We start from the raw sequence: 15054 nt of genomic DNA, 5'->3' as shown, positions 1-15054 counted from the left end.
AGATAGACCAGATCAATATAAGAAAAATGGAGAGTTTTGTGAAGAGATTACAGCTTGTCAGGAAGAAATTATTGCCGCTTCTCCTGTGTGTGGCAGTTGCGGGCAGCCAGGTTCCGGTCATGGCAGCCGATGTGGAAGGCTTCAGTGATTCTGCGGAAGGCTTCAATGAAGAATGGTCAAAAGATACACAGACGCAGTCGGCGGAAGCAGAGGATACAACGGAAACCGCAGAAGGGAACACCGCAGAAGGGAATACCACAGAGAACACCGGTATCCCGGATGAACAGACAGAGGATATTGCAGAGGCAGCCGATGGGGATACCAAGGATATAGCCTTGCAGAGCTCCGAGGAGGATACAGAGACTCCTGAAACATCAGAAGGATTGTCTTCTGATTCCCAGGAGGATACCTTGGGTGACGGTGAGGAGAGCTTCGGGGATGCCTCAGACAGTGGTGAGTCCGGCATCGAATATATCAAGGGCCGTCCGCTTACGGAGGAAGAGGAGCAGGAACAGCTGGCACCCTTTGATAATTTGACCTCTTATTCCACCGCTGTGGAGATCGGAAATGATGTGGATGAGGTACCTATGGGAAGAGCTGCGGCCTATCCGTCCTATTATAATGCAGCGGATCAGGGATATGTCACTTCCGTAAAGAATCAGGAGCCCTACGGTATGTGCTGGGCATTTGGAATGGCCTCTCTTCTGGAAACCTCGTTTCTGGCCCAGGGGCTTGGAACTTATGATTTGTCGGAAGAGCATCTGGCGTATTTTTTTGCAAACAGAAAGAATGACCCACTTGGAAATACCTACGGGGATGTCAATAAGCATATGGGGACAGATGATAAAGGAAACGTAGATTATCATGAGGGTGGAAATGATCTTCTGGCTTCTATGTTTCTGAGCACCTGGTCCGGAATGACAACAGAAGCGGATGTGCCTCTGGCTACAGATTCCACACATACACAGAAAACCGGTGTGACTCCTGTCGCATCCAAGGCGTACAATGCAGCTGCTTATCTGAAAAATGCCTATTTTTCCGATTATTCCGTAAATGCCATGAAGAAGCTTCTGGTTGCAAATAATTCGGTCACTGTGATGTATAACGCACAGAATGCCTATTACAATGCAAGTACAGCGGCCTATTCCTATCCTGCCAGCACCAAGAACGTGAATCATGTAGTTACAGTGGTGGGGTGGGATGACAATTATTCTGCAAAGAATTTCCGGGCATCTTCCAAGGTAAAGGGAGACGGAGCCTGGATCGTTAAGAACAGCTGGGGTACAGGCTGGGGAAAATCCGGATATTTTTACATGTCCTATGAGGATAAGTCTGTCAGTGAGCTGGTTGCGGCTACGGCTGTCAATACACCGAAATATAGAAACAATTATTTTTATGACGGAACGTCGGGGCTTGGTTCTATCCGCATGTATGCAGGGGAACAGCTGTCTACGGTTTTTCGTGCCAGTGCAGGAAACGGAAAAGCGGAATCGCTTGGCGAGGTGACTCTTAGCTCCATGTCTGACAATAATTCCTATACTGTGCAGGTATACACAAATCTGAAGGATGCCAGTGATCCTACCAGTGGAACACCGGCGTATTCCACACCGGTTTCCTGCAGTCAGCCGATGGCCGGGGTTATGACTTTTCAGATCCCGGAGGTTCTGCTCAGCCAGAACAGTCTGTATTCTATTGTGGTGACAAATGCAGGAAGCACATATATAAAATACTGTGTGGAGGCAGAGGTCAGTTATGGCTGGTGCAGCTTTTCTCCGTCTATCGTATCCGGTCAGAGTTTTCTGCGATATAATGCGGAGGATACCTGGATGGATGCGGTTGAATTTAATCCATCGGTAACTCCGAGGATCAAGGCGCACACCAGGACTCTGAGCAGCGCTGCGAGGATACAGCTTTCTTCGTCTGAGATAGATCTGTATTCCGGAGATCATAAAACACTGAGTGCTTCAGCTACCAGATCCGAGATGGATGCTTCCGGCATTGTCTGGGAAAGCTCAGATACCAGTGTGGCTGCTGTAAATGGAAGCGGCGTTGTTACTGCAAAAAATCCGGGAACAGCAACCATAACCTGCTACGGAAAAAATGCCAGGGGGATCCGGGCTACCTGTAAGGTTACGGTGAAGCTTCGTCAGACCACAGGTGTAAAGCTGGTTTCCGGCGCATTTAACAGGATTCGGATCTCCTGGAAAGTAGTTCCCGGCTGCAATCGTTATGATATCTATCGCCGGGATGAAAGCGGAAATTCAAAAAAAATGGCAACCGTGACAGCAGATGTAGTGACCTGGCAGGATACTGCAGTGAAAACAGGAAGCACTTATACGTACAGGATCAGGGCTTCTTATGTACGTTCCGGAAAGAATACGGTTTATGGAGCTGCATCTCCACCGTTAGCAGCAAAAGCGGAACTGGGGAAGGCCCGTGCAGTGGCGGAGGCTGTCAGCGGACCATGTAACAGGGTATCCTGGAAGAAGGTTTCCGGAGCCAGTGGCTATCATATCTACCGGAAGCTTCAGGGGAAAAGCTGGGTTCGGATCGGAACCGTTAACAACAAAGTATTGTCCTGGAAGGATACGGAGATTGAGGGAATCACCTCCTACGCTTATGCTGTGAGACCATATAAGAAGGTAGACGGGAAAAAAGTTTTAGGAGGATATCAGGCAAGTAGCTATATCCTGTCTTATCCGGAACTCCAGAAGATATCCTGTGTCAGGAAGACCTCCAGGGGGCTGAAAATCTGCTGGAAAGCGCAGAAGAAAGCAGATTGCTATCAGATCTACCGTAAGACTGGAAAGGGGTCATGGAAAAAGATCAGTACAGTTTCCGGAGGCAGCAGTTCTTCCTTTGAGGATAAGACCGCAAAAAAGGGAACAACGTATTACTATGCGGTGCGTGCAGGGATAAAAACCTCCGGTGGAAAAGTACTCTGCGGAGGATATGCCGCAAAAGCAGCAAAGAGATAAAAGTGTCAAAACATAAAACGCCCGGATCTGGAATGTTTCAAGCCAGATCCGGGCGTTTTATGTTTTGGTTGAATAAGTGTATTATATATGATTATATCAGGCAGTTCAAAAGAAAGATCAGTCGTTGTTGATCACAACGCCTTTCTGAAGCATGATGTTGGCATAAAGTGCTTTCTCACTTGTGGAGATGATGCAGTATGCAGTTTTTGCTTCGTCATAGAATGCGAAACGCTCGATGTTTCCGACAGCTTTTTCGCCACGCTCGTCATGCTTGGAAACGATTTCTTTATATGTATCCCAGATCGGTGTCTCTACAGTATCACCAGGCATTACTTCCATCAGGTTTACCGGATGCTCTACATAGGTATCCAGCGGGAAGAGCTTCAGGATGGCATCCAGGATCTCCGGAACGCCATGTCCGTCACAGCGGATGGTGATGGCATTTTTTCCCATGGATTCTACAGGGAAGTTTCCGTCAGCGATAACAAGACGGTCACTGTGTCCCATCTCACATAAAACCTTCAGTAATTCTGGTGATAAGATTTCTGGAATTCCTTTTAACATAGTTCATATCCTCCTAAGATCATTGTGTACTTACAGCATTTCGGAAATTACAGCATCAGGCTCAGGTGATCAGAACAGGATACATGGATTTCCGAAACTGTTATGACGCCGGTAGTATCAGACAGACCTGCCCGGCCACAGGCTTTAGAACTCATACTAATTAATCTAACGGTATTTGGTCTTCTTTTCAAGGGAATATTTTCCTGTAAATGATGAAAATTTTATGGTTGACAGAAAACGTATGGAGCGCTATGATGAACTCAAACGGAAACGTTTCGGTTTCTGGACCAAATGAGGAAATAATACAAAACAAACACAATGATTCCAAGGAGGAGAAGATTATGCCACTGGTTACATCGAAGGAAATGCTGTTAAAGGCACAGAAGGGCGGATATGCAGTAGGAGCATTCAACGCAGAGAATATGGAGATGGTGAAGGCGATCATCCAGGCAGCTGAGGAACTGAAAGCACCGGTTATGATCCAGACAACACCTTCTACTGTTAAATATGGTACGGTTGAGACTTACGCTGCGATCGTAGCAGCAGAGGCAGCCAAGGCTTCCGTTCCGGTATGCCTTCATCTTGACCACGGCAGCAGTTTTGCGCTTGCGATGCAGGCAATGCATGCAGGTTATACCTCTGTGATGATCGATGGTTCCAAGCTGGATTTTGAGGATAATATCAGAGAGACCAGGAGAGTTGCGGATGTGGCAGCAGCCCTGGATATCCCATGTGAGGCTGAGCTCGGTAAGGTCGGTGGTAAAGAGGATGATCTTGAGGCTGAGGCGGACACTAACACCGACCCGCAGGAGGCGAAGGAATTCGTGGAGCGTACAGGTGTTACTTCCCTGGCAGTTGCCATCGGAACCGCACATGGTTTCTACGTAGGAACACCGGTTCTTGACAAGGAACGCTTAAGCGAGATCCGCAAAGTCGTAGATATCCCCCTTGTTCTTCACGGGGCATCCGGACTCAGTGATGAGGATGTCAGAGACTGTGTAAAACGTGGTATCTGTAAGGTTAATTTTGCAACAGAGCTCCGTGCCGCATATTCCAGGGCGGTGAAGGAAACCTTTGCAGAGAATGAGAACACCATCGATCCGAAGGCATACGGAAAGAAAGCGATCCAGGCAGTGAAGGAGCTGGTTGAGGCGCGTATGAAGGTTTGCGGCTGTGATGGAAAGGCAGAATGATCTTCTGTAAAAAAACAGAAACGGAGTGATCTGTATGGCAGCAACCATGAAAGATATTGCCAGGCGGACCGGACTTGGGCTCGCAACGATTTCTTCTTATTTTAACGGCGGAAACGTAAGAGAAAAAAACAGAATAAAGATCGAGGAGGCCATTCAGGAGCTGCATTATGAGGTTAATGAGGTGGCCAGAGGGCTTAAGACCAATGCTACCAAGACCATCGGCGTGGTGATCCCGGAGCTTAACAATACCTTTTGCGCGGAGATCATCACAGGGATGGAGGATGTCTTAAGGAGTCATGGATATGCGACCATTGTCTGTGACTGCCGTACCGATAAGAGACTGGAGCGGGATGCAGTGGAGTTTTTAAGCCGGAAGCGTGTGGACGGGATCATCAGCATGCCGGTGGATGCGGAAGGCAATCATCTGAAAAAATTCCAGAAAACCGGAAAGCCCATCGTACTCATTGACCGCAGGATCCGGGAGCTTTCCTGTGACAGTGTTCTTGTAGACAACGAGAAGGCGGCTGAGGACGCAATGAGAGTTTTTTTTCAGGCAGGACACCGTAAGATCGGGATCATTGGCGGACCGGAGGAAATTTCCACAGCTCAGGAACGTCTCCAGGGGTACCGCAATGCATACGAAAAAGAAAATATACCGGTACGGGAATCTCTGATCTATCACGGCGATTATACCATTCAGGGCGGTGTGCAGGGAATTGAGAAGCTTGTTGCGGACAATCCGGATATGACGGCTGTGTTTGTTACCAACTATGAGATGACCATGGGGGCGGTGATCGGGATGAATGAGCTGGGTCTTAAGATCCCGGAACAGCTGTCTATGATCGGCTTTGACAATCTGCAGTTTGCCAGAGCATGCAATCCCAAGCTTACCATTGTGGCACAGCCTACACAGGGGATTGCCGGAGAAGTGGCGGGAATCATGCTGAAACGACTGGAAGAGGCTGCAAGTGAAGAAACAGAACCGATCACGGAGAAGCTTGGCGCAGAGATCATCATGGGAAAATCCGTCCGTGTGCTGGACGAGAAGGAGAATCTATAATGAAACCATATTTATTAGGTATTGATATCGGCACCAGTGCCTGTAAGGTTGCGGTTTTTGAAAAATCGGGAATGGTTGTGGCTGCGGCCAACGGCGATTATCCGGTTTACTATCCGAAGGAGGGCTGGGCAGAACAGGATCCGGAAGAATGGTGGAGTGCTGTCTGTCAGGCGGTAAAGAAGGCCATCCAAAAAGCGGGGATAGCACCTGAGGAGATCGCAGGCATCGGTATTGACGGCCAGAGCTGGTCAGCCATTGCCATGGATAAGGACGGAAATGTACTGACAAACACTCCGATCTGGATGGATACCAGAGCACAGTCTATCTGTGACAGACTGAATGAAGAGATCGGGGCAGAGCAGATTTTTGAAGTATCCGGTAATTCCCTTCAGCCGTCCTACACAACTGCAAAGATCCTCTGGTATAAGGAAAATCTCCCGGAGGTGTACCAAAGGATCCACAAGATCCTGCAGTCTAACAGCTACATTGCATATAAGCTGACAGGTGTGATGAGCCAGGATGTTTCCCAGGGCTATGGCCTGCATTGCTTTGACATGAGAAAGGCAGCCTGGGATGAGGATATGTGCAGAAAACTTGGGATTCCCATGGAATTTCTTCCTGAGATCTGTGCCTGTGATCATGTTGTGGGAACTGTTACAGAGAAGGCGGCGGAGGAATCCGGCCTTGCTGTGGGAATACCGGTTGTTGCCGGTGGTCTGGATGCGGCATGCGGAACACTGGGGGCCGGAGTGATCCATCCGGGTGAGACACAGGAGCAAGGCGGACAGGCCGGCGGAATGAGCATCTGCATGGATGAGTACAAGGCAGATCCCAGACTGATCCTTGGCTATCACGTGGTTCCGGGACAGTGGCTCCTTCAGGGAGGAACCACCGGAGGTGGTGGTGTCATGCGCTGGTTTGAACGTGAGTTTGCAGATTATGAGCGTTCTGTAGCAGGGGAAAAAGGCTCTTCTCTGAACCAGCTCAATGAGATAGCGGAAAGAATCGCGCCAGGCAGTGACGGAGTGGTATTTCTTCCATATATGTCCGGTGAGCGTTCTCCAATCTGGAATCCCAATGCAAAGGGCGTATTCTACGGACTGGACTTTTCCAAGACCAAGGGCCATATGGTACGTGCCTGTATGGAAGGCGTAGCACTTTCTCTGAGACACAACCTTGAGGTGGCAAAGGAAGCAGGAGCAGATGTGGAAGTTCTCCGTGCAATGGGAGGCTCTGCAAATTCTCTTCTCTGGACACAGATCAAATCCGATATCACAGGAAAACCTATCGTAGTGCCGTCCTCTGATACGGCAACAACACTTGGTGCAGCCATTCTGGCAGGTGTTGGCGTTGGAATGTATCAGGACTATGATGAGGCTATCCGCCTTACGGTAAAGGAAACAAGAAGACATGAACCGAACCCGGAAAACCGGGATGTTTATGAGAAAACCTATAAAACCTATTTAAATCTCTATAAATCTCTTGAACCTATAATGAGAAATGAGGAGGAAAAGTGATCATGAAAGCAGCAGTAGTAGTAGCAAATGAGGATGTTCAGTATCAGGAAGTGGAGGAACCCCAGGTAACACCGGGCCATGTGAAGATCAAGGTAAGATATTCCGGGATCTGCGGATCTGATATTCCGCGTGTATTAAATCACGGCGTACATTTTTATCCCATCGTGCTTGGACATGAATTTTCCGGTGATGTGGTGGAAGTGGGAGAAGGCGTTACCAAGGTGAAGGTCGGTGACCGTGTATCCGGTGCGCCACTTCTTCCCTGTATGAAATGTGACGACTGCCAGAAGGGTAATTTTTCTCTCTGCAAGCATTACAGCTTCATCGGTTCCAGAGAACAGGGAGCAAACGCAGATTATGTAGTGGTTCCTGAGCAGAATGCAGTACCATTCGCAGACAATGTTCCATATGAGCAGGGAGCCATGTTTGAGCCTGCAACCGTAGCTATCCACGGTGTATTCCAGAATGATTACCACGGCGGTGAGTATGTGGCGATCCTTGGTGGCGGTACGGTTGGTATGTTCACTATGCAGTGGACAAAGATCTTCGGCTCCAAGAAGGTAGTGGTCTTTGATATCAGCGATGAGAGGCTTGCGCTTGCAAAGCGTCTCGGCGCAGATGAGATCATCAACACAAAGGAAGATGGATATATGGAAAAAGCCATGGCCATTACAGGCGGCAAGGGATACGGCTTCGTATTCGAGACAGCCGGACAGGTTCCGACCATGCACATGGCATTCGAGCTTGCAGCAAACAAAGCACATGTATGCTTCATCGGTACTCCTCATGAGAACCTTACTTTCACACCGAAGCAGTGGGAGAATATGAACCGTAAGGAGTTCAAGCTTACCGGTTCCTGGATGTCCTACAGTGCACCATATCCGGGACGTGAGTGGGATCTGACTGCTCATTATTTTGCAACCGGCCAGCTGAAGTTTGACCCAGGCTTCATTTATAAGAAAATCCCGATGAGTCAGGCACAGGAGGCCTTCCAGCTGTTCAAGACACCGGGCCTTGTAAAAGGAAAGATCCTTCTTTCTAATGAGGAAGACTGATATGATCCTGACAGTAACCTTAAACGCTGCCATTGACAAGCGTTATGTAGTGGATGATTTTAAGGTGGGCGAAGTGAACCGGGTGCGTGAATGTACCTATGTTCCCGGCGGAAAGGGACTGAATGTTTCCAAGCCGGCGTCCATTTACGGTGCTGAAGTGGTTGCCACCGGCTTTGTAGGCGGCCACGCAGGCAATTATATAGAAGCTGCCCTGAAACCCTTTGGCATTAAAAGCGCTTTTTACCATGTAGAGGCGGAGAGCCGCTCCTGTATCAACATCTGGGATGAGGTGAATCATGTACAGACCGAATTCCTGGAGCCGGGATTTACACTGACAGAGGCAGATTTTGAGGGCTTTGAGAAAAAATTCCGCCAGCTTGTAAAAGATGCTTCTGTTGTGGCGATGTCCGGCAGCGTGCCGAAGGGACTTGACGGAAGTGCCTACCAGCGCCTTGTGAAGATTGTGAAAGACGCCGGAAAACCGGTGATCCTGGATACCAGCGGCAAGCTTCTGGAAGAGGGAATCAAGGCAGCACCGACACTGATCAAGCCTAACATTGATGAAATCCGTATGCTGACAGGCAAGCATTGTGACGATATCAACGATATCATTGAAGCAGCGAAAGCCATCCATGCCGGTGGTGTGGAGATCGTGGCGGTCTCGCTTGGAGCAGATGGTTCCCTGGCAGTCGGAGAGGAAGGGATTTTCCGTGCGGTGGTTCCGAAGATCGATGCGGTAAATACCGTAGGCTGCGGAGATTCCATGATCGCAGGTTTTGCCCTTGGATTAAGTGAGGGACTTTCCCTGGAAGAGACTCTGCAAAGAGCCAGTGCGATCTCAGCGGCGGCAGCCATGCGAGAAGAAACGGGCTTCTTTGTGATGGAGGATATGGAGGCTCTTCTTCCGAAGATCGAGATCAGGCGTTTATAAGATAAGCTTATAATAAAAAAATTTTTATAAAAAAGGAGATGTAAAGATGGCAGAAGTTATCAATCCGGCAATTGTGCCGAAAGTGACACTTCCTTCCGGAGAGCAGGTTCCGTGTGTCGGAATGGGAACATTCGGTTCCGACCGTGTATCCGCAGAGGATGTATCCGCAGCTGTTGCAGGTGCGATCCGCAGTGGTTACCGTATGTTTGACTGTGCTGCATGTTACGGAAACGAGCATGAGATCGGCCAGGTATTCAAGGACGCTTTTGACGAAGGTGTTGTAGAGCGTAAGGATCTTTTTATCATGACAAAGGTATGGAACGACATGCACAGAAGAGTAGAGGAAGCCTGTGATAAGAGCATTAAGGATCTTCAGTGCGATTATGTGGATATGTATTTCATCCACTGGCCATTCCCGAACTATCATGCACCAGGATGTGATGTGGATTCCAGAAATCCGGATTCCAAACCCTTCAGTGTGGAGGAGTTTATGGATACATACCGCCAGTGTGAGGCGTTGGTAGAAAAAGGAAAGATCCGTTATATCGGTATTTCCAATATGACCATTCCGAAGCTTGAGGCAGTTCTTCCGCTTATGAAGATCAAACCTGCAACCTGTGAGCTTGAGCTTCACGTATGTTTCCAGCAGCAGGAGCTTTATGATTATCTGGTAGCACATAACATCCAGCCGGTAGGTTACATGCCGATCGGTTCCCCGCGCAGACCTGAGAGAGATATCTGCCCGGAGGATGTTGCAGATCTGGAAGTACCGGAAATGCAGGCAATCGCAAAAGCACATGGGGTTCACCCGGCTCTGATCGCTCTGAAGTGGGCACATCAGAGAGGCGAGATCTCCATTCCGTTCTCTGTCCACAACTATGCAAGCAACCTGAAATGTGTCACAGAGGATCCACTTACAGATGAGGAAATGGCAACCATCGCAACTCTGGAAAAAGGCAACCGTCTTGTAAAAGGCCAGGTATTCCTGTGGCATGGTGCAAATGACTGGCATGACCTCTGGGATGAGGATGGCGTTATCGTAAAATAATAAAAATATGCAGGAAAATCCCGTATCCCATATGTTGGATGCGGGATTTCTTTATATTTAATTTGGACTAAGAAACTCCGTTGTAAATTTTAACCAAACATGTTAACATATAAAAAGAATTAACAGTTATTGTTCACAGAAAGGACAGTAATCTTACCAATGAAAATGACAGAGACGGGGGGAAGGATCTGTCAGGGGGATGTGCAATAAAAACAACAGAAACTGATCAGAGGGGGACAACAGAAATTATGTATCGTATTTTACTGGTAGATGATGAGATACTTGTTCGAGATGCGATCCGGGAGAATATTGACTGGAAAGCAATGGACTGTGAGCTGGTAGGAGACTGTGATAACGGGAAAGCAGCAGCGGAATTTGTGCAGAACCATCCGGTGGATATCGTGCTGACAGATATCCTTATGCCATATATGGATGGTATGGAACTGAGCCGTTTTCTCCATGATAATTATCCGGACATCGTGATCGTAATCTTCAGCGGATTCGGAGAATTCGAGTATGCCAAGAAGGCAATCCAGTATGGTGTCAGTGAATATATGCTGAAGCCGGTGACAGCCATGGAGCTCAGAAATGTTATCGGAAAAATGAAAGAGAAGGTGGACCAGCAAAGAAAAGAAAAAGAGAAGCTGGAACGTCTGACACAGACTTCCGAGAATTATCAGAAAAACGCTATTGTGATCCGTTCCAGAGCGCTGCAGGGCTTTGTGGATAATATCAAGACACGGCAGGAAAGTCTGGAAGAGCTTGCAGCACTGGGAATCGATCTTGAGGCAGCCTGCTATCGTGTGGCTGTTTTTGAGCTGGATCTGTATTCGGACGGTAGTCAGCTTACTGCAGAGAAACGCCAGGAGAGTGCACTGATGTCTTTTGTTCTTTTTAATATCAGTGATGAGATCATCAGCAAGGAAAAAGCAGGAGTGGCATATCAGGACGGAGACAACAAGGTTGGTGCTCTTTTCATGGGAAACCGTACCAGAGAGTTTGAACAGAAGATCATGGAGATCTGCAGGACGATTCAGGATAAGCTGAAGGAACTGATGTCGCTGGATATTTCTATCGGTGTGGGAAGCTGGGCCAGAACTCAGCAGGAGCTTCGTGTATCCCATGAACTTGCTGAGAAAGCTATTGAATATCGTTATCTTCTTGGCGGAAGCCTTCTCATTGATATGGAAGAACAGCCGGCGGAAAAAAATCTTTCCATTAAAGATTATGTAGAGAAGCTGGTAGCTGCTCTGAAAGCGGGTAAAAAGGAAAACGCAGAGCATATTCTGGAACAGATCTCTTCTGAGATCAAGGAAGCGCGTGTGGATAAGAGTCGTGCCTGCGTGTATCTTCAGCAGATCATCCGTGCAGCAGATGAGACCTGTGAGGATATGGTTCCGGACAACAGGCTTTTTTCCAAAAGAGAAGCACTTCTGCAGCAGGTTACGGAGCAGAATTCTTTTGACAGTGCTGTTGAACTGGTCAGGAATCATATCGGAGAAATTTTCCAGACACTTTCCGATGCAAACAGCTCCAGCGGACAGCGTCAGGCTAGACTTGCCCTGGATTATATCCAGAAGAATTATATGGATCCGGATTTAAGCCTGAACAGTATCTGTTCTTATCTGAATATCAGCACAAGCTATTTCAGTACGATCTTTAAGGAGCTTACGGGAGAGACTTTTACAGAGGTTCTGATCCGTACCCGCATGGAGAAGGCGAAGGAACTTCTGGAGAATACAACTATGAAGAATTATGAAATTGCCGAGAAAGTCGGATTTGCAGATCCCCATTATTTTGGGATCTCCTTCAAAAAAATGACAGGCTGCACACCGACAGAATATGCAAGGGAGAAACGTAAATGAGAGATATCCGGTTTGCGGCAAAGATCATAGGAAAATTTAAGAGTATCCAGAGTGCGATCTTTGCGGTGGTGACGGTGCTGCTTTTAAGCGCGGTGCTGGTCATAACAGGTGTTTCCATGAGATATACCCGCAATTCTATTTTTGAAAATTCTGCTGTCTACACCCAGAATATCGTGCAGCAGATGAATCAGAATATTGATTCCTATATTGATTACATGGAAAATATAGCTTATATGATCTCCAGTAACGAGGATGTACAGCAATATCTTTTTGGCGACAATGTGGACGATGGAACAAGAGAGCGCCTGCTCAATCAGTTCAAGACTATTCTGGACGGACGAAGTGATATCCGAAATCTTGGGATCATTGGAAGTAATGGACGGAAGCTGATCAACGACGGCAAGCAGTCTGTGAATCCGGATCTGAAGCTTTCCACCCAGGAGTGGTATCTGGAAGCTTTACAGAAGCCGGAAGGCCCGCTTCTTACATCTTCTCATGTACAGCACATCATCAGCGGAGAGCGTCCGTGGGTGATCACTTTAAGCAGGGGAATCCGTAATTTTTCCAACAGTGGTGAGAAAGAGGGAGTCTTTTTTATTGATCTGAATTATAGTGCCATCAGTGAACTTTGTGATCAGAATACGATCGGGAAAAAGGGATACGCATTCATTCTGGATGAAAGCGGAAATATAGTATACCATCCCCAACAGCAGCTTTACAATGAATTGCAGACTGAGAATATCGACCTGATCGTGAAATCAAAAGAAGATACGGTGCGTACCGAAAGGGGAAACAGAGGAAAGCTGTATTCTATTTCCAGATCAAATAAAACCGGATGGACCGTTGTGGGCTGTATGAGCGTCAGCGAACTTCTGCGCAAGAGCAATCAGGCACAGAGTATTTATGTGCTTATTTCCGCACTTCTGATGATCGTGGCACTGCTTTTTTCCAGATTTCTGGCAAAGAGTCTTACATATCCTCTTCAGCGTCTCAGAGATTCCATGTCCAGAGTACAGGAAGGGCATTTTGACGGAGCAGATGTGGAAATCGATTCAGAGAATGAGATCGGAAGCCTGACGAAATCTTTCAATGTGATGACACATAGGATACAGGATCTTATGGAGCAGAACGTGAAGGAACAGGAAGCAAAGAGAAAAAGTGAGCTTAAGGCCCTTCAGTCCCAGATCAATCCTCATTTTCTCTACAATACCCTGGATTCGATCATCTGGATGGCAGAGGGCAGAAAGTACGAAGAGGTTGTTCTGATGACAGCATCCCTGGCACGTCTTCTTCGTCAGAGCATCAGTAATGAAGATGAAGTGGTTCCTCTCGCAAGGGAAGTGGAGTATGCCAAGGGTTATCTTACGATCCAGAAGATGCGTTACAAGGACAAGTTGGAATTCGAGATCGATGTAGAACCTTCTATACTAAATATCCCTCTGATCAAGCTGGTTCTCCAGCCGATCATTGAAAATGCCATCTATCATGGACTGAAATATAAAGAGAGTAAGGGACTTTTGCAGGTAAAAGGCTTTATGAAGGATGGAAATGCAGTTCTTCAGGTGATCGACAACGGTGTAGGTATGGATGAGGAAACATTGTCACATATTTATGATAAACATAAGGTGAATTATCATTCCAATGGTGTGGGTGTTTACAATGTACAGAAACGTCTGAAGCTTTATTATGGAGAAAATTACGGGATCACCTATGAAAGTGAAAAAGGTGTCGGAACCACTGCCACGATCACCATTCCGGGAATACAGGAGGAATCAATATGAAAAAACATAGAAAACTCCTGACTTTTGGAGTGGTCATCTGCCTTGTGGCGGGGCTTGTAGCCGGAATATTCTATTATAAACAGGTAGAAGAAGAGAGAAAACTATCGCTGATCTATATTCCGAAGGTTGTGGACGGTACCAACGATTTCTGGACATCACTGATCCAGGGGGCGGAGATGGCTGCAAAGGAATATAATGCAGATATCCGCGTATGGGCACCTGAGGAAGAAAATGATGTGGATGGTCAGAACAAGCTGATCGAAAGGGCAATAGAAGAAAAACCGGATGCGATCCTGATCTCGCCGTCCAGCTTCACTGAATCTGACCAGCTTTTGAAGAAGGCAAAGGAACAGGGAATACATATTTCATTTATTGATTCCTACACACAGGAAGAGGTTCAGGACCTTACCGTTGCGACCGATAATCTGGAAGCAGGGCAGATCCTTGGCAGGTTTGCGAAGGATCTTGTGGGAGCGGATGATCAGATCGCGATCGTTTCACATGTAAAGGGTGTATCTACGGCAGTTGAAAGAGAAAAAGGTTTCCGGACAGGACTTGGCAGTCGGAAGGATAATATCGTGGATGTGGTATACTGTGATTCTCAGTATGACAAGTCCTATGAGCTTACAAAAGAGCTGATGAAAAAATATCCGGATCTCAAGATGATCGCGGGGATGAATGAATATTCCTCTGTAGGTGCTGCAAGAGCAGTAAAGGCAGCAAAAGCAGAGAACCGGATTAGGGTGGTGGGAGTAGACAGCTCACAGGAGGCCGTTCAGCTGATGGAACACGGAATCTTCCAGGGAATCGTTGTACAGAGGGCATTTAAAATGGGGTATGTGGGTGTTCGGGAAACAGTTAAGATGCTGCGTGGAGAAAACTATAAAAAGAATATTAATTCCGGGTGCCAGCTGGTAACTCCTGACAATATGTATACCAGTGAGATCGAAAAACTGCTTTTCCCGTTTAATACGTTAAAAACATATGGTGATCTTACACCGTAAATAGTCATAAATGCACAAAGAAAAGGGTTAAATATTTACAGTACAGTAAATATTTAAC

At 47.2% G+C, this 15054-nt stretch carries 11 protein-coding genes; 10 read left to right on the top strand and 1 reads right to left on the bottom strand.

What is annotated here, in order from left to right; translation table 11 throughout:
• The first annotated feature begins 38 nt into the window (after positions 1 to 38).
• Positions 39 to 2978: a C1 family peptidase gene (locus EYS05_RS02305; RefSeq protein ID WP_158293295.1), complete on the top strand. Its 2940-nt coding sequence runs from the start codon at positions 39 to 41 to the stop codon at positions 2976 to 2978.
• 117 nt (positions 2979 to 3095) lie between these two features.
• Here the strand turns inward: EYS05_RS02305 and EYS05_RS02300 are convergent, their stop codons facing one another.
• Entirely contained in the window at positions 3096 to 3542 is a 447-nt protein-coding gene (locus tag EYS05_RS02300; protein WP_118512862.1) for an RbsD/FucU family protein, read from the bottom strand.
• Between the two features lie 341 nt (positions 3543 to 3883).
• Between EYS05_RS02300 and EYS05_RS02295 the strand changes: the two genes are divergently transcribed.
• From EYS05_RS02295 to EYS05_RS02255, 9 genes are all read left to right on the top strand, one after another.
• Positions 3884 to 4735 (top strand): class II fructose-bisphosphate aldolase, encoded by an 852-nt coding sequence (locus EYS05_RS02295; protein ID WP_118625017.1) that lies wholly within the window; start codon positions 3884 to 3886, stop codon positions 4733 to 4735.
• Positions 4736 to 4769: 34 nt separating this feature from the next.
• The gene (locus EYS05_RS02290) at positions 4770 to 5795 is read left to right on the top strand and encodes a LacI family DNA-binding transcriptional regulator (RefSeq protein WP_138276508.1); all 1026 of its coding nucleotides are present in this window, start codon (positions 4770 to 4772) and stop codon (positions 5793 to 5795) included.
• The gene (gene xylB / locus EYS05_RS02285) at positions 5795 to 7312 is read left to right on the top strand and encodes a xylulokinase (protein WP_138276507.1); all 1518 of its coding nucleotides are present in this window, start codon (positions 5795 to 5797) and stop codon (positions 7310 to 7312) included. Before EYS05_RS02290 ends, xylB begins: the two co-directional genes overlap by 1 nt.
• Before the next feature lie 2 nt (positions 7313 to 7314).
• A complete protein-coding gene (locus tag EYS05_RS02280; RefSeq protein ID WP_118512858.1) occupies positions 7315 to 8367 on the top strand; it encodes a galactitol-1-phosphate 5-dehydrogenase in 1053 nt (350 codons plus the stop codon).
• Between the two features lies 1 nt (position 8368).
• Positions 8369 to 9298 (top strand): 1-phosphofructokinase, encoded by a 930-nt coding sequence (gene pfkB, locus EYS05_RS02275; protein WP_015527306.1) that lies wholly within the window; start codon positions 8369 to 8371, stop codon positions 9296 to 9298.
• A gap of 46 nt (positions 9299 to 9344) precedes the next feature.
• Positions 9345 to 10346 carry an aldo/keto reductase gene (locus EYS05_RS02270; RefSeq protein WP_138276506.1) on the top strand — a complete coding sequence of 334 codons (1002 nt, stop codon included), beginning with the start codon at positions 9345 to 9347 and terminating at the stop codon, positions 10344 to 10346.
• A 248-nt stretch (positions 10347 to 10594) separates the two neighbouring features.
• Positions 10595 to 12211 carry a response regulator gene (locus EYS05_RS02265; protein WP_118625007.1) on the top strand — a complete coding sequence of 539 codons (1617 nt, stop codon included), beginning with the start codon at positions 10595 to 10597 and terminating at the stop codon, positions 12209 to 12211.
• Positions 12208 to 13992, top strand: a complete 1785-nt coding sequence (locus EYS05_RS02260) for a sensor histidine kinase (RefSeq protein WP_138276505.1) — start codon at positions 12208 to 12210, stop codon at positions 13990 to 13992. Before EYS05_RS02265 ends, EYS05_RS02260 begins: the two co-directional genes overlap by 4 nt.
• Positions 13989 to 14996 carry a substrate-binding domain-containing protein gene (locus EYS05_RS02255; protein ID WP_138276504.1) on the top strand — a complete coding sequence of 336 codons (1008 nt, stop codon included), beginning with the start codon at positions 13989 to 13991 and terminating at the stop codon, positions 14994 to 14996. Before EYS05_RS02260 ends, EYS05_RS02255 begins: the two co-directional genes overlap by 4 nt.
• Positions 14997 to 15054 lie beyond the last annotated feature (58 nt).

Source organism: Blautia sp. SC05B48 (assembly GCF_005848555.1).
Taxonomy (GTDB): Bacteria; Bacillota; Clostridia; order Lachnospirales; family Lachnospiraceae; genus Blautia_A.
This window is presented reverse-complemented; position numbering and strand designations above follow the sequence as displayed.

What these genes read in the sequence shown, in the direction of transcription:
- EYS05_RS02295 (WP_118625017.1), top strand. Translation starts at nt 3,884, where the DNA reads ATGCCACTGGTTACATCGAAGGAAATGCTGTTAAAGGCACAGAAGGGC.
- EYS05_RS02290 (WP_138276508.1), top strand. Translation starts at nt 4,770, where the DNA reads ATGGCAGCAACCATGAAAGATATTGCCAGGCGGACCGGACTTGGGCTC.
- EYS05_RS02255 (WP_138276504.1), top strand. Translation starts at nt 13,989, where the DNA reads ATGAAAAAACATAGAAAACTCCTGACTTTTGGAGTGGTCATCTGCCTT.
- EYS05_RS02300 (WP_118512862.1), bottom strand. Translation starts at nt 3,542, where the DNA reads ATGTTAAAAGGAATTCCAGAAATCTTATCACCAGAATTACTGAAGGTT.
- EYS05_RS02280 (WP_118512858.1), top strand. Translation starts at nt 7,315, where the DNA reads ATGAAAGCAGCAGTAGTAGTAGCAAATGAGGATGTTCAGTATCAGGAA.
- pfkB (WP_015527306.1), top strand. Translation starts at nt 8,369, where the DNA reads ATGATCCTGACAGTAACCTTAAACGCTGCCATTGACAAGCGTTATGTA.
- EYS05_RS02265 (WP_118625007.1), top strand. Translation starts at nt 10,595, where the DNA reads ATGTATCGTATTTTACTGGTAGATGATGAGATACTTGTTCGAGATGCG.
- EYS05_RS02270 (WP_138276506.1), top strand. Translation starts at nt 9,345, where the DNA reads ATGGCAGAAGTTATCAATCCGGCAATTGTGCCGAAAGTGACACTTCCT.
- xylB (WP_138276507.1), top strand. Translation starts at nt 5,795, where the DNA reads ATGAAACCATATTTATTAGGTATTGATATCGGCACCAGTGCCTGTAAG.
- EYS05_RS02260 (WP_138276505.1), top strand. Translation starts at nt 12,208, where the DNA reads ATGAGAGATATCCGGTTTGCGGCAAAGATCATAGGAAAATTTAAGAGT.